The sequence below is a fragment of the Nevskia sp. genome, from assembly GCF_051860985.1.
Classification (GTDB): Bacteria; Pseudomonadota; Gammaproteobacteria; order Nevskiales; family Nevskiaceae; genus Nevskia.
Genome location: NZ_JBIMKV010000001.1, coordinates 465,178 through 484,308, shown reverse-complemented (window position 1 = coordinate 484,308; position 19,131 = coordinate 465,178). Strand labels below are relative to the sequence as shown.

At 66.5% G+C, this 19,131-nt stretch carries 10 protein-coding genes and 1 pseudogene; 1 reads left to right on the top strand and 10 read right to left on the bottom strand.

Features of this window, described 5'->3' with window-relative positions:
- Positions 1–9 precede the first annotated feature (9 nt).
- Complete coding sequence (locus tag ACTIGJ_RS02130; RefSeq protein ID WP_439638611.1) at positions 10–861, bottom strand: choice-of-anchor D domain-containing protein; 852 nt, start codon at positions 859–861, stop codon at positions 10–12.
- Positions 862–1,242: 381 nt separating this feature from the next.
- Complete coding sequence (locus ACTIGJ_RS02125) at positions 1,243–4,716, bottom strand: choice-of-anchor D domain-containing protein (protein ID WP_439638610.1); 3,474 nt, start codon at positions 4,714–4,716, stop codon at positions 1,243–1,245.
- A 319-nt stretch (positions 4,717–5,035) separates the two neighbouring features.
- Here ACTIGJ_RS02125 and ACTIGJ_RS02120 point away from each other — a divergent pair.
- A pseudogene (locus ACTIGJ_RS02120) lies at positions 5,036–5,182 on the top strand (type II toxin-antitoxin system ChpB family toxin); the annotation flags it as partial.
- 357 nt (positions 5,183–5,539) lie between these two features.
- Here ACTIGJ_RS02120 and ACTIGJ_RS02115 read toward each other — a convergent pair.
- The 8 genes from ACTIGJ_RS02115 to ACTIGJ_RS02080 all read right to left on the bottom strand — a co-directional run bounded on the left by ACTIGJ_RS02115 (position 5,540) and on the right by ACTIGJ_RS02080 (position 19,064).
- Positions 5,540–6,616 (bottom strand): NADP-dependent oxidoreductase, encoded by a 1,077-nt coding sequence (locus ACTIGJ_RS02115; RefSeq protein WP_439638653.1) that lies wholly within the window; start codon positions 6,614–6,616, stop codon positions 5,540–5,542.
- A gap of 112 nt (positions 6,617–6,728) precedes the next feature.
- On the bottom strand, positions 6,729–7,547 hold the full coding sequence (locus ACTIGJ_RS02110) for a glucose 1-dehydrogenase (protein WP_439638609.1): 819 nt from the start codon (positions 7,545–7,547) through the stop codon (positions 6,729–6,731).
- 140 nt (positions 7,548–7,687) lie between these two features.
- Positions 7,688–9,688, bottom strand: coding sequence for a DUF1302 family protein (locus tag ACTIGJ_RS02105; protein ID WP_439638608.1), 2,001 nt, complete (start codon positions 9,686–9,688; stop codon positions 7,688–7,690).
- A 66-nt stretch (positions 9,689–9,754) separates the two neighbouring features.
- Positions 9,755–10,714, bottom strand: a complete 960-nt coding sequence (locus ACTIGJ_RS02100; RefSeq protein WP_439638607.1) for a WD40/YVTN/BNR-like repeat-containing protein — start codon at positions 10,712–10,714, stop codon at positions 9,755–9,757.
- A gap of 100 nt (positions 10,715–10,814) precedes the next feature.
- A complete protein-coding gene (locus tag ACTIGJ_RS02095) occupies positions 10,815–12,200 on the bottom strand; it encodes a DUF1329 domain-containing protein (protein WP_439638606.1) in 1,386 nt (461 codons plus the stop codon).
- Positions 12,201–12,373: 173 nt separating this feature from the next.
- Positions 12,374–14,800: an efflux RND transporter permease subunit gene (locus ACTIGJ_RS02090; protein WP_439638605.1), complete on the bottom strand. Its 2,427-nt coding sequence runs from the start codon at positions 14,798–14,800 to the stop codon at positions 12,374–12,376.
- Between the two features lie 368 nt (positions 14,801–15,168).
- On the bottom strand, positions 15,169–17,913 hold the full coding sequence (locus ACTIGJ_RS02085) for a LuxR C-terminal-related transcriptional regulator (protein WP_439638604.1): 2,745 nt from the start codon (positions 17,911–17,913) through the stop codon (positions 15,169–15,171).
- A 122-nt stretch (positions 17,914–18,035) separates the two neighbouring features.
- On the bottom strand, positions 18,036–19,064 hold the full coding sequence (locus ACTIGJ_RS02080) for an NADP-dependent oxidoreductase (protein ID WP_439638603.1): 1,029 nt from the start codon (positions 19,062–19,064) through the stop codon (positions 18,036–18,038).
- Positions 19,065–19,131: the final 67 nt, after the last annotated feature.

The following is a 19,131-nucleotide window of genomic DNA, read 5'->3' as shown; positions in this document are numbered from 1 at the left end:
GGGGATGACTCAGAAGCCAGTGCCGCTCAGTGAGATTTCCATGGGTGCGGCGCTGACATTGGTCAGGATCGTCACCCGGCCGTGCCGCTCGCCGATATCGGTGGGCTTGAAGCGACCGGTGATCTGGCAGCTCTTGCCGACATCGAGCCAGCGCGGGCAGTTGTGATGGCCGGCGTAGTCGCCGGTGACGCTGATGGAGCGGATCTTCAGCAGGCCGGTACGGCTGGTGATGACCAGGGTCCGGTCAAGGCTGCTGACACCCACTTCGATCCGGCCGAAGTCGAAGTGCTGGGCGTTGACGGCAATGGCCGGGTGGGGCGCCCCGACGGCGGCCAGAGTTCCATTCGAGGTACGGCGGGCGGCGTCGAGAGCGGTTGATGCGCCCGCCGCGCCGCCTGCGGATGGTGCGCTCGCCGTGGCGGCTGCGCGCGGGGCAGTCTCCGGACAGCCGGGGTCGGCGGTGCTGCCGTCTTCGTCCCCGCAATCCCGATCCCAGCGGCCCAGCACGGTCAGCGTTTCCGATAGCTGCAGGTGCAAGGGCGCATCGAGTGCGGCGGTAGCGGCCGTCATTCGCAGCGGCCTTGCTTCATCTGCCGGCAGCGCTGCAAGCCCATCGTCGTCGAATTCCATGCACAGGCAGGCGGTGCCGGCGGGCTGCTGCGCCGCCGCCAGCAGCGGTCCGGCCAGCAGCAGCGCGAGGGCGGCCCTTCGTGGGCCGCGTCGCTGTAACCGTGACGGACAGGGCAACGAAGGCGGCGAAGCTTGCAGTGATGGCGCGGAAATCATGTCGGTTGTTCTCGTCATTGCCGGTGGAAGCGCGTCACGTGAAGGCCGTGACACCGCGTGCGCGGTGCCGTGCACGGTCCGCAGGCCTGGCGGAGCCGGCCAAACGGGCAGTACTCGGTATCAAGACGAGATTCACGCTCCAAACCGGCCACGCCGATGCAAAAAAGTCGGGTCGGTGGTGCAGCGATGGCGACACTGCGAGAACAGTACAACTGTTCTCTTTATTTGTGAATGAACAAGAAAGTATTTGTCAAAAAATCTGCAATCCGTTGTCGGATATGAATTTCTTTTCGGCAATGTCGACAGTCGCGATTGTCGAAATCGGCCCTGATTCGATCCTCTATCGGCTCCCGATCGGTGTGGACGCGCGTACGAAAAAGCCCCCGTCATCGGTGGATGACGGGGGCTTTGTGTTGTGCTGCGTCCGGCCTCAGCCGGCGGGGCAGGGAAGCCGGTTCAGAAGCCCGTACCACTCAGCGACACCTGCGTCGGGGTGTTGCTGACGCTGGAGAGGATCGACACCGTACCGGCGCGGACGCCGGTGGCGCGGGGGCGGAAGCGGCCGGTGACCTGGCAGCTCTTGCCGGCATCGAGCCAGCGCGGGCAGTTGTGGCTGCCGACATAGTCGCCGGTGACGGCGATGTTGCGGATCTCCAGCGGGCCGGTGCCGGTGCTGGTGATGACCAGCGTCTGGTCGCGGCTGACGCTGCCGACCTTCACGCGACCGAAGTTGAAGCTGCTGACGTTGGTCTTGATTGCCGGCTGCAGGCCCTTTCCAGTGCCGGACAGGCGGATGACATCCGGGCTGGTGACGGCATTGCTGGTGATCCGCGTTTCACCGTTGCGGGTGCCGACGCCCATCGGCGAGAAGCGGATCGAGATCGTGCAGCTCGCGCCCGGTGCCAGGGTCGTGCCGCAGCTCGTCGTGTGGCGGAAATCGCCGGTGGTGACGATGCTGCTGATCGAGAGCACCGCCGTGCCGGGATTCGACACGGTGACGATCTCCGGCTCGCTCGTGGTCTGCACGCCGACGTCGCGGAAGCGCAGCAGGTAGCCGGTGCCGAAATCCAGATCGTTCATGTCCAGATGCAGCGCCGGGCCGGTGGCGACATCCGCCGCTTCGATGGTGATCGCAAGCAGCGCCGTCTCGGCGGCATCGAAATCGGCCGTATCGGCCTGATTCGCCGTCAGCGCGCAGTGGCCCGCCGAAAGACCGGTCACCGTGCTGCCGCTGACCGAGCAGACATCGGACGTCGTCGATGCGAACACGATCGGCTTGCCGGACGCACCGCCGAAGGCCGAAAGGGTGCTCGTTTCGCCGACCTTGATCGTCGTCGGGTTGGCGGTGAAGCCGCTGATCAACTGCGCCGCCTTGTTCACCGGCAGGTTCAGCGTCACGTCAGCGGCGGCGTCGAAGTCCGCCGTGCCGGCCTGGCTCGCCACCAGCGCGCAGGTGCCGGCGGACAGCGCCGTCACCATCGCCCCGCTGACCGAGCAGACCTCGGTGGTCGTCGTCCGGAACGTCACCGGATTGCCCGACGCACCGCCGGAGGCCGTGAGCATGGCCATGCCACCGACCTTCAGCGCAGCCGGATTCGCCGAGAAGCCGCTGATCAACTGCGCCGCCTTGTTGACCGTGATCGCCAGCGTCTTCTGCGCCGCCGCCGCGTAGCCGTCGTTGCCGGCCTGATCCGCCGCCACGGTGCAGGTGCCGGCGGACAGCGCCGTCACCATCGCCCCGCTGACGAAGCAGATGTCGCCGCTCAGGCTGCTGAACGTCACCGCATTGCCGGACGCGCCGCCGGTGGCCGACAGCGTGGCCATGCCGCCCACCTTCAGCGCCGACGGATCGGCCGCAAAGCCGGTGATCGCCTGCGCGCCCTTGTTCACGGTGATGTCCACCGTCTGGTCGCTGGCGGCGAGATAACGGAACTCACCGACATCGCCGGTGCCGGCCAGCGTGGCCTTCACCGTGCAGGTACCGGCCGTGATGCCGGAGGCCGTCATCGTGGTGCCCGTCAGGCTGCCGGCAAACGGGCTCAGCGCACAGACGCTGGTCGTGGTGCTGGTCAGCACCGGCTTGGCGCCCGAGGTGCTGGACGCGAACACCGTGCTGCCGTCGTCACCGACCGTGATCGTGGTCGGATCGGCCGTCAGCGTGATCGTCTGGCCCGCATACGGTGCCGCGCAGGTCGCCGTCGTGCCGCCGCCGCTGCCGGTGCAGCTCCAGCGCCAGGCGCCGTCGCTGCCGGTCACCGCCGACGCGGTGCCGCTGCTGCACAGCAGTTCTACCGGGGCCGAGGCCGTCGGCGTGCCGCTGGCTGCGCCGCAGGTGCCGTTGACCACGGCAGCCGGCGTGCCGGTCACCGGATCGGACGCCGCGCTCGCGCCGTCCTCGCTGATCGCCTTCAGCCGCACCGTCACCGGCGTGCCATTGGTGAGCCCGGTGATCGTCACCGGCGATTCGCCATTGGCCGGATCGAGCGGAATGAACAGGCCGCTGCTGCCGAGCGCGACCCAATAGTTGCTGATCGGCGAGGAGCCGGCCTCGCCCGGCGTGAACGCAATCGTCAGGCTGCCATCGCCCGGCGTTGCGGTCAGCGCCGTCGGTGCGGCCGGGGCCACCGGCGGCAAGCCGGGGAACTCGAACGCGCCGATATCGCGGCGGGTATCGCCGTCGGCCAGCAGATAACGGCGCTGGTCGCGGCGCAGCGCGCTGCCGGAAGTCGGGGTGCTGTCGGTGAACAGCGGGTCGGCGGCATTGATCGCCGGGCTGCCGGCGACCAGCGCGACGGTCGGCGTGGCGCCGCCGTTGTTGGTCACCACCGGCGCGCCGTCGGTGCCGAGCTGGACGATGCTGCCGAGCGCGGTCGGCACATGCGTGCCGTTGCTGCCGGCATCCGACGTCGCCAGCCGGTCGCTGGGGAGCAATGTCGCCGTGTCGAAGGCCTGCGAGCGCGTCTGGCTGCTGTCGCCGATCAGGTTGTGGCCAAGGCTGGAGAATCGGCTTCGGGCGCCAATCGGGATTTCGTTACTTCCAGTCTGGGCGCGATTGCCGGCCACGATGCTGTTCTGCAGCGTCACCGTGCCCAGCAATGAGATGCCGCCGCTGGTGTTAGCCGTGTTGCCAGTGATGGTGACGTGATTGAGGCTTACGGTCGCCCCGGAAATGGACAGACCTCCGCCGCTTCGTGCGATGTTGTTGGCGATCGTGACGTTGCGCAACGCGGCCGTGCCGCCGTTGATGGCCATGCCACCGCCTGCCGAGCTGACAGTACTAGCGCCATTAGTCGCATTTCCCGACACCACACTGTCGCGGATCTCCAGCGTGCCGAATGAGGCGATGCCGCCGCCCGCGATGGACGCTACGTTGCCACGGACCTCGCTGGCGGTCAGCAGCACGCGCGCGCCGGTAACGAGATAGACCGCGCCGCCGCTTCCGTTGCTAGATACGCCGGTCAGCACCGCGCCGTTGACGGTCAGATCGCCGCCGCTGGCCACCGACAGCAGGCCGAATTCCGGCGTGCCCGCCGCCGTGCTGCGCGCGATGACATTTCCGTTGCCGTCGATGCGCACCGTGCTGCGGATGATCGGCAAGCCTCGGGCTACGTCGTCGGCGCTGATGCCACTGTTGTTCACCTGCGTCAGCGTGGTGGTGACGCCGGGGGCGATGAAGATCGTGTCGGCGCCGCTGCCGGCCGCGCAGCCGCCGGTGGCGGTGTCGGTGTTGGCGGCGGTGATCGCATCCACCAGATGGCATTCCGTGCTCTGGCTGACATCGCCGGAGGTCACGACGAGCGTTGCCGCGCTCGCGGTGCCGGCCAGCGGGCCGGCGAGCAGCAGCCCCGCCCACGTCGCCCAGCGACGGCGCAGCGGACGGGATGCGGAAGCCGGCGTGGCGGCCGCGACGAGGGGCGAAATCGGTGTCATGCAGTGTGCTCCGGGTGCGATGCGGTGATGCCCCAAACGGGACGGCCCTGTGCGGTGTTCGCCGGTCGTGGCCGGCGCCGGCGCGGTGCTTCGGGGTGATGCAGCCGCCCCCGAATGCCGTGCTCCTATCCCCAGACGAAATCCGCGACCGAAACCGGCCAACCGTTCGTCGAACAGCGCGCGGACGATACGGATGTTCACCGGCCGGGACATGTGGTGAGGGGGTCCTATTCGGCGGGTGCGCACTTGCGCGCGGGCAGGGCGACGGCGGCTGAGGCGACGCCGGTGCCGGTGCGGCTGCCGCGCCGGGAACAGCGGCGGGTCCGGCTGCAAGACGCAGGGGGTGGCACTGGTCAACAAGATCAGGATGCTGGACCTCGCGGCACGCGGGGCCAAGAAGATCGAGCGCGTTCCGGGTGTGGTCATCGAAGACGCACTTGCACGGATCGCCGGCTTGCTCGAATAAGCCCGCGCGTCCGTTCTCGCTCAGGGTTCTGCGCCAGATTCCGCGGCGCATCAAAAAGCCCCCGACATCGCGAGATGCCGAGGGCTTTGTTGCAAAGGGCGCTCAGTGCCCGATCAGTGCCCGATCAGGGACCGGGTCAGTGCCCGTTGCCGTTCAGAAGCCCGTACCACTCAGCGAGACCTGCGTCGGGGTGTTGCTGACGCTGGAGAGGATCGACACCGTACCGGCGCGGACGCCGGTGGCGAGATCCGAAGGGCGCGGGCAGGCGTCGGTGAGGGGATTGACGCCGGTATGGGTCGCAGCGTGGTCGTGCGCGGGCGATCGGGGGGGGCGACCGGCCGCTTCGTCCGCCGTGCTTCAGCCGGCCGGCGTCTCGTCCTCGACGCGGATCAGCAGCTTGCCGAGGTTGTAGCCGGACAGCAGTCCGGACAGCGCGCCGGGCGCGTGCTCGAGGCCATCGATGATGTCCTCGACCACCTTGACCCGACCTTCGGCGACCCAGCCGCTCATGTCGGCGAGGAAAGCGTCAAAGCGGCTGTCGAAATGGTCGGTGACGATGAAGCCCTGCAGGCGCACGCGGCGATGCAGGAACACGCGCATGACGCGCGGCGTGAGGTCGTAACCGGCCGGCAGGCTGGTGGCATTGGCCCACGCCACCTGGCCGCACAGCGGCATGCGGGCGTGATCGTTGAACAGCGGCAGCGCGGCTTCGAACGCCGCACCGCCGGTGTTTTCGAAATAGATGTCGATGCCGTCCGGGCAGGCTTCGGCGAGCAGACGCGGCAGTTCGTCGTCGTGGTGGCTGACGCAGGCATCGAAGCCGAACTGCTCGACCGCCATCTGGCATTTTTCATCGCCACCGGCGATGCCGACCACCCGGCAGCCCTTGAGCTTGGCGATCTGGCCCACCGCCGAGCCGACCGGCCCGGTGGCCGCCGCCACGACCACCGTTTCGCCGGGCTTCGGCTGGCCGATGTCGAGCAGGCCGACATAGGCGGTCAAGCCCGGCATGCCCAGCGCCGACAGCGCCAGCGTGGGCTGGGTCATCGAGGGATCAAGCTTGCGCAGGCCGCGGCCGTCGGACAGCAGCCAGTCCTGCCAGCCGGCATCGGCGACGACGCGGTCGCCGACGGCGAAATCCGGGTGCTGCGACACGGTGACCCGCGAGATCGTCTGGCCGACCATCAGACCGTCGATCGCCACCGGCTCGGCATAGCCGGCGTTGGCGTTCATCCGGCCCCGCATGTACGGATCGAGCGACAGGTACTCGGTCTTCAGCAGGATTTCGCCGGGAGCGGGCGCGGGGATCGGCAGCCGCTCGACGCGGAAGTGCTGCAGGCCCGGCTTGCCGACCGGCCGTTCGGCCAGCACCAGACGGCGGTTGACCGGGCCGGTCTCCGGTGGGGTGTCAGAACCGGCTGCGGCGTCGGGCAGGGTTGCGGATGGCGTCTCGGAAGCGGTCACGGGGCGGGTCTCGGGCTGCGGCAAGCGCGTGTCGGGACGCGCAGCTTGCCGCAGCCGGGCACCGCGTGCAGCAGGGGATGAATCAGGCTGCCGTGTAGCCGCCGTCGATCGCGAACTCGGCACCGGTGACCCATTTCGAGGCGTCGGAGGCGAGGTAGATCACGGCGCTGGCAATGTCGTCCGGCGCGCCGAAGTGGCCGATCGGGTGGGCGGCGAGGAAGGCGGCTTCGACAGCCGGGACATCCGGGCCGAGGCCGGCGGCGGCGAAGTGGGTCAGCAGGTCGCGGCCCATGTCGGTCCAGACCACGCCGGGGTGAATGGAGTTGACGCGGATGCCGGTCTTCAGCTGCGCGCATTCCAGCGCCACCGACTTGGTCAGCAGGCGCACGGCGCCCTTGGAGGCGTTGTAGGCCGCCAGCCCGGTGACGCCGACCAGGCCCGCGACCGACGACAGGTTGATGATCGAGCCGCCGCGGCCGGACTTGCCGCCGGGCCGCATCGCGCGGACCGCGTGCTTGCAGCCGAGGAAGACGCCGGTGACGTTGATGTCCTGGACGCGGCGGAATTCTTCGACCGTGCATTCGGTGACCAGCGCCGTGCGTTCGATGCCGGCGTTGTTGACCAGGATGTCGAGGCCGCCAAAGCGCTTGATGCAGCTGGCGATGGTTTTCTGCCACTGCGCTTCGTCGACGACGTCGAGCGCCAGGAACTCGGCCGTGCCGCCGGCCGCCTTGATCGCCTTGACGGTGGCCTTGCCTTCCTTGGCCAGGATGTCGGTGACCAGAATGGTCGCGCCCTGCTGGGCCAGCGCCATCGCCATTTCGGCACCCAGGCCGCGGGCGCCGCCGCTGATCAGGGCGACCTTGCCATCGACGCGAAATGCCTTGCCGTAGTCCTTCATGGTGTCTCCTCGAGGTGTATCGGGGCGCCTGGGGCGCTCGGGGTGGTGGTGCAGCAGGGGTCAAAAAAAAGCCGGCCTCCCCAACGGGAGACCGGCTCATGGTCCAGCGAAAGACCGGAACCGGGTGAGAAGTCAGCTTCTCAGAACTGGTAGCCGACGCGGAAGGTGATTTCGTCGGCGAAGCCGAGTGTCGAAATCGCGTTGTCGTTCGGGTTTCCGTGCACCTTGCCGTTGATGTAGGTGTAGTTGATGTCGGCAGTGACCGAACCGGTCGGCTTCCAGCGGATGCCCGGCTGCAGCAGCAGGCCGCCGTTGACGTCGTACAGACCGGCGAAGTCGATGCGCCAGATCGCCTGCGGGAACGGCTGCTGGAACGCGAACACGACGTAGTCGGAACCGCCCGAGGCACCGGTGGACACGTTGTTGACCGAGCCGCCGTAGCCCTTCAGCGAACGGCCGAAGATGTCGTCCTTGGTCCGGTGCATGTACTGGAACACCATGTACGTGGCCGGGATCGAGTTCGAGAAGCGCTGGTACTTCTCCATCACCAGCGCGCTGACGAGGTTGCCGGTCTTGATGTAGTCGCGGCTCAGGCTCGGGTTGGTGAAGCGGCGGTCCGGCGTGTAGGTGCTTTCGAGGTTGATGATCAGCTGGTCGAGCAGCGAACCCGGCTCGCCTTCCACCACGTAGCTGACACCGCCACCGATGTTGTACTCACGGAAGTACTCGCGGGCGATGTGGCCGCGCAGGCCGTCGCCACCGGCAATGAAGAAGGTGTCGAGCTGGCGGGCGGCATCGGCGAAGTTGTCGACCGGGCTGGCCAGCAGCTGCGACGTGGCCGGCGCGAACTCGTTGATCGCCGCGTTCAGGCCGGTGAGGCCGTTCAGACGGACCATCGAGGCGTAGGTGAACCATTCCTGCGACGAGTAGACGCCGCCGGGGCTGGCTTCGAACGGGGTCTGGGCGAGGATGTCGCCGGTCGACGGCAGGCCGCCGATGCCGCTGTAGAGGGTGTTCAGGGTCAGGCCGAACGGGTTGTTGTTCGGCAGGTTCTTGTTGACGCCCGACGCCGTCCAGCGGAACACGCCATCCGGGTTGTAGCGGCTGACGAAGATCGCCTGCGCGCCCCACTGGCCGAAGTTGCCCTTGAAGCGGATGCCGTAGCTGAGCTTGTCGTTCACCGCGCCGTACTGGTCATGCACCGTGAACTGCGCCGGGATGACGTTGTACTGGGTGTTCGGGTTGCCGTAGATGGTCGGCTGGAACTTCTGCACGAAGGCGTCGGCGAGGATCTCGTCGGTGAACTGGTAGTTCACGCGAAGGGCGAGACTCGGCACGCGTTCGTCGGCAAATTCTTCCTGGGCGCTGTCGAGGATCAGGTGGCGGCGAAGATCGAGGCCGTTGACGACGTCGAGCACGCGGAAGAACAGTGCCTGGCCCCAGGCGATCTGCTGGTTGCCGACGCGGATGTTGAGCGGGCCTTCCTGGTAGTCGAGGAACAGGGCAGGGAAGTAGACGAGGTAATTCGGGCCGGCGGCTTCGAGCGGATTCGGCCGCTTCAGGCCCGCGACCTGGTACTCGAAGTAGTTGGGATCACCGCCGTACAGGGCCGGATCGCCGCCGCTGATGCCGCCGGTGGCGCCGTTGACGACGCTCTGCGGATCGAACTCGCTGTAGTTGCCCGGATCGAACACGGCGCGCAGACGGCCAACCAGCTTCAGGCTTGGCGTGAACTTCATCGCGCCTTCGAGTTCAAGGCGCAACAGGTGCAGGTTGAAGAAGTTGTTGGCGGGGGTCACCGGACGGGTGACGTTGTCACCCAGACCGACCGCCGGCACCGAGAACGGCGGCAGCAGGCCGCCGAGGGCGTCGACCGGCTGCGGCACACCCGGCTGGCGCGCCACCGTCACGCCATTGAACGGATTGCCACGCTGGTTGTTCGGATTCTCGCCGCCCAGCGTGATCGCCAGTTCCGGGCGGATGAAGCCGCCCCAGCTGAAATCGAAGTCGCTGAAAAAGCCGCCGCTGCTGGTGCTGCCGTCGCCGCTCTGGTCGACGGCATCCTGGGCGAGTGCTGCGTGGGCGGCCATCATCATTGCGGCTGCTGCGATCACGCGGATCGCGGGCATCTTGCTGCTCATTTTCATTCCCCTCCTGAGGTTGCGAACCTGACTTTTCTAGTAATGGGAGCGCGCCTTCCGGATCGATCAGTTGTCGATCTTCAGAATCCGCCCCGCCTGACCGACCGCGAGTGCAGCGGTGCTGCCCTCGGGCTGGCCGATGCCCTGATACCACAAGGTGTTGACCCCGCCACCGTTGACCCCGGTCCAGCTGCTGCCGCCGTCCGGGCTGTACCGCATTTCGCGCATGCCGGTCACGGTCACGCGGTTGTCGCTGCTGGCGCTGACGCCGAGCAGGATTGCCTGGGTGCCGGCGTCAATCCGCGACCAGCTGGCCCCGGCATCGGCGCTGCGCAGCACGGTGCCATCCTGACCGACGGCGTAGCTGGCATTGTTGCCGCTGCCGATGTGCAGCGCGAACAGCGAGGCTTCGCCCTTGTTCAGCAGCTTCCATTGATCGCTGCCGGCGGCCTTGCGCAGGATCAGCGAGAACTCGCCCGCGATCGTGATCGTGCCGGCTTCGTCGATATGGGCGGCGTAGACGTGCGGGTCGGTACCGGCTTCGGCGAAATCGGCCCAGACCGGCTTGATCGGGCTCCAGGTGCTGCCGCCATCGCTGGACGCGAGCACGGTGCCGAAACCGCCGACGGCCACCGCAGCGCCGCTGGCATTGACACTGACCGACAGCAGGCGCTCCTGGGTGCCGGTCTCGATCTTTTTCCATTCGGTGCCTTCGCGCTTCAGCACGAGGCCTTGCTGGCCGACGGCGATCGCGTGGTCACCCTTCACGGCAACGCCGAGCAGCGCCAGCCGCGTCGGAACATTCTTCAACGGCGTCCAGGTCTTTGCGCCGTCGGTGGTTTCCAGGAGGTAGCCCGGCGCGCCGGCCGCGAGGCCGTGGTTGCCATCGAAGCTGACCGCGAAGAGGGCGTCATGCACGGTGCCGGTCAGCACCGGCGTTGCAGTGGCGGCGGCGGTAGCGTCACCGATGGCAACCAGGCCCAGCAATGTCGCGCCACAGGCGACCGACTTCAGGATGTGCTTCATGCGCTAACAGGCTCTCGTCCGGAAACGTTCAAATTGGGAAAGGTACCCCCCGCTCGCGCGGAGGGTACCGAACAGCGTGACGACCGAAGGTCGTGAAGGATCAGCCGGTGCCGAGGCGGGCGATGGCCTGCGTCGTCAGGTACTTCGAGTACACGTCCTCGCCCTGTTCGGAGAACTTGGACTTGTAGCCGCCGGTGATCTCGCGCACCTGCGAGAAGCGGCTCATGCGGTTGGCCTGGAGGTCGTGGCTGTGCACGTACACCCACGACCAGTCCGGATGACCCTGGGCGTCCTTGATGGTCATCTTGTCGTTGGAGTACTGCGCGAATGCAGGCTCGAACGACTTCCAGATTTCACCGCGGCGATCATAGGTGATGTACGCGACGAACATACCGTTGCGGGCATCGATCCAGATGCGCTTCTTGCCGACCGGCGAACGCGGATAACCCGTCGGTTCGGCTTCCAGCACGATGCATTCCGGGATCAGCTCGAACCAGGTGTCGAAGAAGGTCTGGCCCTTCGGACCGCCGTGGACGGTGCGCTCGTAGTTCGGGTGGTAGCCACCGCGGAAGTTGATGCCGCTGATGCAGCCCATCATCGGCTGGCGGCCGACGATCTTGTAGTTGCCCCAGGTCAGCATCGGGTCGCCGGCGGCCCAGGCATCGGACAGGAACAGCGTGATGCCCGGCACCAGCGGTTCGAAGCGCTGGTTGGTCGGGAACTGGCGCACGCGGCGGAAGGCCGGCAGGTAGCCGTAGAGATCCGGGAACTTGGTCTGGTCGTAGTACCAGGTGTTCAGGAACGACGAACCGGCGGTTTCGGTCGGCGAGGTGAAGAACACCGACTGGTAGCGCAGCAGGTCCTTCTTGCCGTTGTAGACCGTGCCGTCCGGACGGGCGGTGCAGTTCAGCTCGCACCACATGAAGTCGTACTTGTAGGCTTCCGAGCCATCCGGGGCGATGTCCCAGTCGCGAATCGCGTACTGCGAATACGAGTGGCGGCCCCAGGCCAGGGTCAGGTTCGAGATTGCTTCGAGGCCGTTCTTCGGTTCCGGGAACGGGTTGCCGCCGTTCCACGGGCCGCCGTCCTTCGCCGCGATGTTGCCGGTGGCGTCGAACTTGGCCGTGCCCTGGTTCTTCAGGGTGGCCATCAGGTACTGGTTCGGGAACAGCTTGGTCGCATCCTTCGTCGATTCCACGACGTTGATCTTGCGGCCCTGCTTCTTCAGCTGGATGTAGGTGATCGGGTCGAACAGGTCCTTGACCGCGTCGACGTTGTTGGCGTCGATCACGTCGCCCGGCTTGATCTTGCCCTTGGTGTAGGCCGAGATCGACAGCAGCTCATCCGGATAGGCCTTGCTGGTGTCGCCGGCGTTGCCGACCATCGGCCACATCGGTGCAAGCACGCCGGCGGTGCCGACGCCCTTGGCGGCCTTCTCCATGAGCATGCGGCGCCCGTAGTTGAAATCGTATTTCTTGATTCTCATTTTTCACTCCTCGCTGGCGTTGCAGAAATGATGACGGCGCCAATGGCGGCCGCCTTACTGATTGACGCTTTTTCGGACGACACGATGAACTCCGGCAATCCGCAATGGATTACGGCGTCCGTCGTCCACTGGACTCACGAGCCGACAGGCGGCGGTCAAGCGTCCGGACACGATCAGCGCGCACCATGCGCGGCTGCTTCATCGGCAGCGCCGGTGAATGCCGACAGGTCCACGCCTTCACCGACCAGCAGGTCCTTACGCTTGACGAAATTGGGCTTGAAGATCCACACCAGCAGCGGCAGCAGCACCAGTGCCAGCACCATGTTGAACAGCATGGTCAGGGTCAGCAGCAGGCCCATGTCGGCCATGAAGCGCAGGGACGACATGAAGATCCACGGCAGGATGCCGACGAACATGATCGAGGCGGTGAACAGGATCGCCTTGCCGGTGGTGACCAGCGACACGGTGATCGCCCGGCCCCAGTCGTGTTCCTGCGCGTGGTACTCCTCGCAGATGCGTGACAGCAGGTAGATGCCGTAGTCGATGCCGACGCCGACACCGATCGCGGCCACCATCAGCGAGTTGATGTCTAGGCCGATGCCGATCACGTGCATCGCCGCGTTCAGCGAGAAGTTCGCCATGTTCACCGGGATCAGCAGGATGATGCCGGCGACGAACGAGCGGTAGGCGAGGCTGCAACCCATCAGGATCACCAGGTTCAGCAGCGCGATGATCAGGTAGTGGTAGCGCTCGACGACGTGGTTCATCGCGTACTGCAGGGCGATGGTTCCGGAACCCAGACGGATCGTGAACTCCTTGTGGTCGGCGCCGACTTCTTGCACGGCCTTGGTCGCTTCCCGCAGCGCGGCGTCGACCGTTTCCTGCTTGTTGTCCTTGAACCACAGCGACACCGTGCCGTTCTGCTGCTCGAAGTCGATGACGTGCGAGAAGGCCTTCGGGCTGGAGCCGACCATCACCGCGCCGGCTGCGGCCGAGACGAAGAAATCGGTCGGATCAAGCGGTGCCCAGCGCGGATCGCCACCGGCGAACAGGCGGTTGGCTTCCTGCAGGTAGTCGCCGAATGACAGCGTGGCGCGCGGTGCATCGGGTGCGTTCTCGATGATGTGCTGCAGACGCTGCATGGTCATGATCGAGTCTTCGCGCTGCATCAGGCGCGCCGGGCTCTTCTGGTCCTTCGCCTCGAAGATGATTTCCAGCGTGTTGACACCCGCGAAGTTGCGGTTGATCTGGCGCACCGCTTCGTTGAACTCGGAGTCGTGCCAGAGCAGGTTTGAACCTTCCACCGGGTTGCCGACGCGGATCTGCAGCGCGGTCTGCACCGCGAACACGCCGATGCCGATCATCACGCCGGTGGTCCACGGCGCTGCGCGGCCGTAAGTGATGCCGGCGATCCGGCGCAGGACACGCTGCAGCGGCGTGGTGCCGCCCTTGCCGACCAGTTCGTCGACGTTCTTCGGCGGCGGCAGCCAGGACAGCAGCAGCGAGATCAGCACCACGCCAGTCGGGATCAGCCAGATGCACCAGAAGCCGCAGAACAGCGCGAAGCGCTCCATCGCCGGGATCGGCGCGATGGCGATCAGGAAGATGCCGACGATGTCGGTGAAGATGCCGAGGATCGACGGCGCCATCATCACGCCCATGGTGATTTCGGCGGCCTGCTTGCGATCCTTCAGGTGCGCGTAGATCTCGTAGTAGCGCTCGGTGAACTGCACGCAGTGCGAGAAGCTGCGCGCGATCAGCAGCAGCGGCACCACCATCAGCAGCGGCTCGATCGGCGACTTGATCCAGCCGGTTAGGCCGAAGCCCCAGATCGCGGCGACCGTGGAGGTCACGATCGGCGTCACCACGCCCACCACGTTGCGCATGTACAGCGCCAGCGAAATGATCAGCGCGCTCAGCGTGATCGCGAAGATCTTGAACATCTCCGCCTTGTAGGTGAACACCCAGCCGGTCAGCGCCGGCTGGCCGGCGAGGTAGACGTTGTGGTCCGCGTCACGCGCGGCGAGTACCAGGCCCTGCACGTACTTGAAGGCTTCGGCGTAGTCGAGCCGCGATTCGTTGAACGTCGCGTTGATCAGCGTGGCCGACTGGTCGGCGGAGATCAGGAAGGTGCGCGCGTTCGGCGATTTCTCGACGCGCATCTTGAAGTCGGCAATTTCTTCCGGCGTCTTCGGTACCGCATCGCCCATCAGCGGACGCATGTCGATGCCGAACGGCGTGGCTTCCGCGTAGCGGGCCTTCTCGGTGGAGATCGACAGGATCTGGTCGTGATCGACACCCGGCGCGAGGTCGATGTCGCGGGTCATGTTCCAGACCTTGCTCAGCGTCTCGGCGTTGTAGATGTCGCCGTTCTTGCGCTGCACCATCAACGTGAACGTCAGCGGATTGCCGAAATTCGGATGATCCTTGAACACCTGCACATAGGGTTCGTCGCGCGGCAGCAGGTCCGAAAAGATGGTGTCGAGCTTGACGTCCTTCAGGCCGATGCCGAAGAAGATCGTGACCAGGGCAAACACGAGGCCGGTCAGGCCGCGGTGGTTCATCACCCATTTGGCAATGCGGAAGCGCAACGAGAACATGCTTGGTACCTCGACGATCGGAACGGTTGGCCAGCAGGGGGCAGGTCGTGACAGCGGCGACCCCGGGACTACTTCACGAGGCGGGAATCGCGCGACGACACAGGGTTGGCGCGCAGGCGCGCGCCGCTGGCTTCAACATCCTTTTCGCTCCTCCAGAAAACCGGGCTGTCGCGGTCTGCGGTGTTCCGCAGTGCCAGCCGGCCATGCTTTAGTTCTGGATCGACTAGATGACGCGGGCAGGTGTCCAGCACTACACCATCGGGTAGTTTTGGCTGCACACGGTGTCCGATTCGGAGCCTGCAACAGGCTTTGAAAAGCACAAATGCGGCGCTTTTGCTGCGCTGCGTCCAGCGTCCACTTTCAGCCTTTCAGGCGATCAGGCCGAGCTGCCGTCCGGCGGTGATCGCCTGCACGCGACTGGATACCGCGAGCTTGGAATAGATGTTCTTCAGGTGGAACTTGATGGTGTTCTCGGACACGAAGATGCGGCTGGCCATCTCCTTGTTCGACACGCCGTTGGCGAGGAACACCAGGATTTCCTTCTCGCGGTCGGTCAGGGCTTCCAGCGGTCGCTGGCCGGTGCTGGTGCTGGTGCCCGGGCTGAAGCCGGCAGCATTGAGCAGCAGTTCCAGATAGGCGCGGCTGGGGCCCAGACGGTTCTCGCTGCCCGGCTGCGATTCCTGCAAGGCCGCGTATTCCTCGCGCAGCAGGGTGACGATGTCCGGTCCCTCGTCGACCATCACCCGCACGAAGCCGCCCGGCTCGGCGAGCTGCAAGGCCTTGCGCAGGCTGCGGTGTGCGGCGTTGCGCTGGCCGCGGCGGTGCTGCAGCACGGCGTCGAGCAGATGCATCTTGACCAGCCGGTAGGGCCGGCCGGAGGCGTTGGCCATCTCCTCGGCGATCCGCTCGGCGGCATTGGCGAAATCGCCGCCGTGGATCGCCAGGCGGATCCGGCCCAGCGTCTCGCCCTCGATTTCCTCGGAGTACGGAAGCCAGTTGTCCGGCTGCGGCAGCGGGTCCGGCACGATGCTGGCGGCGAGCTTCTGGGCCCTGGCCAGTTCGCCGGTCAGCAGCAGGCGTCGCACCCGTTCCCAGGTCAGCATGCCGACCGGCCGCGTCCAGCCGTTGGCGCGGCCCAGTGTTTCGGCCTCGTCGAGCACCTCGTTGCACTTCACCGTGCGGCCGCGGGCGTCGTGGCCTCGGGCGGTGACGAGGAAGGCGGTCATCGTCCAGTCGGGCAGGGTCGAATCGGCGATCGCGGCCAGATGGGCACCGGTCAGCGCTTCCAGCGAATCGAGTTCGTTGCACTCGTAGAGCACGAAGGCGTAGCAGGACGCGATCGCCGCCGAGGCGAACGACTTGTCGAGCTCCGGCTGGTAGGCGGCCATCGCGGTGCGGAAGCGCGCCAGCGCGTCGTCGACCTGGCCGCGCAGCAGCAGGCCAATGCCTTCGATGGCGACCATGTAGCCGCCGCTGAACGTGGCCTGGGCGCGCTCGTTGTAGCTGCGGGCGATCGAGATCAGTTCGCGGCCGCGCTCGAAGTCGCCGCAGGTGATCGCGCGGTAGGCCAGCAGGTTGGCGGCGGCCCCGTATTCGAAGGCCCCGAAGCCCGAGACATCGCGGTTGCGCACATCGACCCGGCCGATCAGATCGAAGGCCTTGGCGACCTCGTTGCGCGACATCGCCGCCATCGCCAGGGCGATGCCGCAATGACCGCTGGCGACCGGCCCGGTCTGCGCCTCGGCGCCCAGCGCCAGCGCCGGCTCGATCTTGCGCAGCTCCGGGTAGCGACGCAGGAAGATCAGCGCGTACGCCACCTTCACCAGCAGCTCGTTGCGCTTGGTGATGCAGGCCAGCGGCAGCCGCGCGAACCAGCGTTCCACGGTCATCAGATGGGCGCGCGACACCAGGTTCGACGCCCACTCGTTCATCGCATCGGTAGCCAGCTCGCAGTCGCGGCTGGCGATGGCGTGATGGACGGCGTCCTCGTAGTAGCCGTTGCGGAAATTCCAGTCAGCCGCGCGCTGATGCACTTCGCGGGCTACTTCCGGCTTTTCGATGCGCAGTTCCTCGGCGAGGAATGACGAGAACAGCGCGTGGTACTTGAACCAGCGCCCTTCGGCGTCGAGGCTGCGGATGAACAGACCGGAGCGCTCCAGCCGCAGCAGCGTGTCCTGCGAACGGCTGCGGCCGGTCACCTCGTCGCACAGCGGCGCCGTCATCCGGCTTAGAAGCGACGTGCGCAGCAGGAATTCCTGGTCTTCCGGCGGCTGCAGGCTGAGCACGCTGTCGGTCAGGTACTCGGCCAGTTCGCGCGGCCGCGAGGTGCCGAAGTCGCCCAGCGAGCGGCGCACGTCCGGATTGGCGAGGCTCAGGCGGAACAGCTGCAAGGCGGCCGGCCAGCCTTCGGTATGCAGGTAGATCGATTCGACTTCCTCGCGGCTGACGTCGAGGCTGGCGCCGAGCGAGGCGAAGAAATGCTCGACCTCGGTGCGCGAGAAGCGCAGGTCGTCGGCCCGCAGCAGCGTCGTCTGGTTGTTGACCAGCAGCTTGGCCATGCCGATGTCGGGCACCGAGCGCGAGCCGACGAAGATCCGCACGTTGGCCGGAATGTGCTCGAACAGTTCGCGGAAAAAGGCCAGCACCGACTTGTTGGTCAGCACCTGGAATTCGTCGAGGAAGATTGCCACCGGCGTGCCGGTCTTCAGCAGGCGGTCGACGATCCAGTCGGTCCGGGTGCGCAGCTTCGGCGCGGCGAAGTCATCGTCGCCGGGCGGTGCGTCGAGCGCCTCGTCGCCGATCAGCGACAGCACCATCGCCTGAAGGTGCACGGAGAAGCGCCGGCTGTCGTTGTCGGCGTCGTCGAAGGTCAGCCAGCCGGTGCGGTAGCCATCCTGCTCGCACAGCGTCTTCAGCTGCTGCAATGCCGTGGTCTTGCCATGGCCGGCGGGGGCTTGCAGGAACACCACGCGCGCAGACGTGTTCCGCAGCGCGCGCTGCAGGATGTCCTTGCGTTCGATCGCCCCGGCGTAGCTGGTCGGGGCGAACAGCTTGTGGCTGTAGACCTCGACTTCAGCATTGGCAGCGGCGGCGGCGGCGGTGTCACCGGTCATGCGATGGCGTTCTCGGGCGGGCCCCGCAGACGGCGGGGCACGATCGGAACTGTACAACGCCGCTGCGCCCTGGCGTTCCTGGTCGTCCGACGGGTAGTCGTCCATCGCGCAACCGGTGGCGGTCAGGCCACCTTGACGACGACCTTGCCGAAGTTGCCGCCGCCCAGCAGTTCGATGAAGCCCTGCGGCGCCGCGTCGAGGCCGTTGACGACGTGCTCGCGAATCTTCACGTCGCCGGCTTCGATCGGCGCCGTCATCTCGGCCAGGAAGTGGCCGTAGTGGGCCGGGTACTGGTCGAAGATGATGAAACCCTCGATCTTCATGCGCTTGAACAGCGCTTCGGTCAGGAAGCCGGGCAGGCGGTCGGCGCCACCGAGGCCGGCGCCGGAGTAGTGCGAGATCAGGCCGCAGACCGGCATCCGCGAGTTCATGTTCATCAGCGGCAGCACCGCGTCGAACACCGGCCCGCCGACGTTTTCCATGTAGATGTCGATGCCGTTCGGGCAGGCGGCTTTCAGGCGCGCCGGCAGGTCGGCGCCGCGATGGTCGACGCAAGCATCGAAGCCCAGTTCCTTGACCGCGTAGGCGCACTTGTCGGCGCCGCCGGCGATGCCGACCACGCGGCAGCCGGCCCGCTTGGCCAGCTGGCCGATGATCTGGCCGACCGCACCGGTGGCAGCCGCGACGACGAAGGTTTCGCCGGCCTTCGGCTTGCCGATCTGGTTCAGCGCGTACCAGGCGGTGAAGCCCGGCATGCCGAGGCTGCCGAGGTAGAGGCTCGGCTGGCGGGCGGTCTTCGGCAGCTTGACGATGATGTCTTCGCCGCTGGACAGCGCGTAGTCCTGCCAGCCGGAATAGGCCTGCACCAAATCGCCGACCTGATAACCGTCATGGTTCGATGCCACCACTTCGGAAACCGTGCCGCCGACCATTACTTCACCCGGCTTGACCGACGGCATGTAGCCATCGGTCTCGTAGATGCGCACGCGCATGTACGGGTCCAGCGACAGCCACAGCGTGCGCAGCAGCACCTGGCCCGGTCCCGGCGTCGGCACCGGCACCGATTCGAGACGGAAGGTGTCGGCGGTCGGCTCTCCCTTGGGCGAGGCGACCAGCACGAGGCGGCGGTTGACGGTGGCGGACTGCGGCATGGTCAGAATTCCTGGACGGTTCGGGACAGCGAAAAGTGGGAGCGAGGCGGATCGGCACTCGCTTGGT

Excerpts from the sequence above, each read along its gene's own strand:
- ACTIGJ_RS02125 (WP_439638610.1), bottom strand. The coding sequence starts at position 4,716 with ATGACACCGATTTCGCCCCTCGTCGCGGCCGCCACGCCGGCTTCCGCA.
- ACTIGJ_RS02110 (WP_439638609.1), bottom strand. The coding sequence starts at position 7,547 with ATGAAGGACTACGGCAAGGCATTTCGCGTCGATGGCAAGGTCGCCCTG.
- ACTIGJ_RS02105 (WP_439638608.1), bottom strand. The coding sequence starts at position 9,688 with ATGAGCAGCAAGATGCCCGCGATCCGCGTGATCGCAGCAGCCGCAATG.
- ACTIGJ_RS02100 (WP_439638607.1), bottom strand. The coding sequence starts at position 10,714 with ATGAAGCACATCCTGAAGTCGGTCGCCTGTGGCGCGACATTGCTGGGC.
- ACTIGJ_RS02095 (WP_439638606.1), bottom strand. The coding sequence starts at position 12,200 with ATGAGAATCAAGAAATACGATTTCAACTACGGGCGCCGCATGCTCATG.
- ACTIGJ_RS02090 (WP_439638605.1), bottom strand. The coding sequence starts at position 14,800 with ATGTTCTCGTTGCGCTTCCGCATTGCCAAATGGGTGATGAACCACCGC.
- ACTIGJ_RS02085 (WP_439638604.1), bottom strand. The coding sequence starts at position 17,913 with ATGACCGGTGACACCGCCGCCGCCGCCGCTGCCAATGCTGAAGTCGAG.
- ACTIGJ_RS02080 (WP_439638603.1), bottom strand. The coding sequence starts at position 19,064 with ATGCCGCAGTCCGCCACCGTCAACCGCCGCCTCGTGCTGGTCGCCTCG.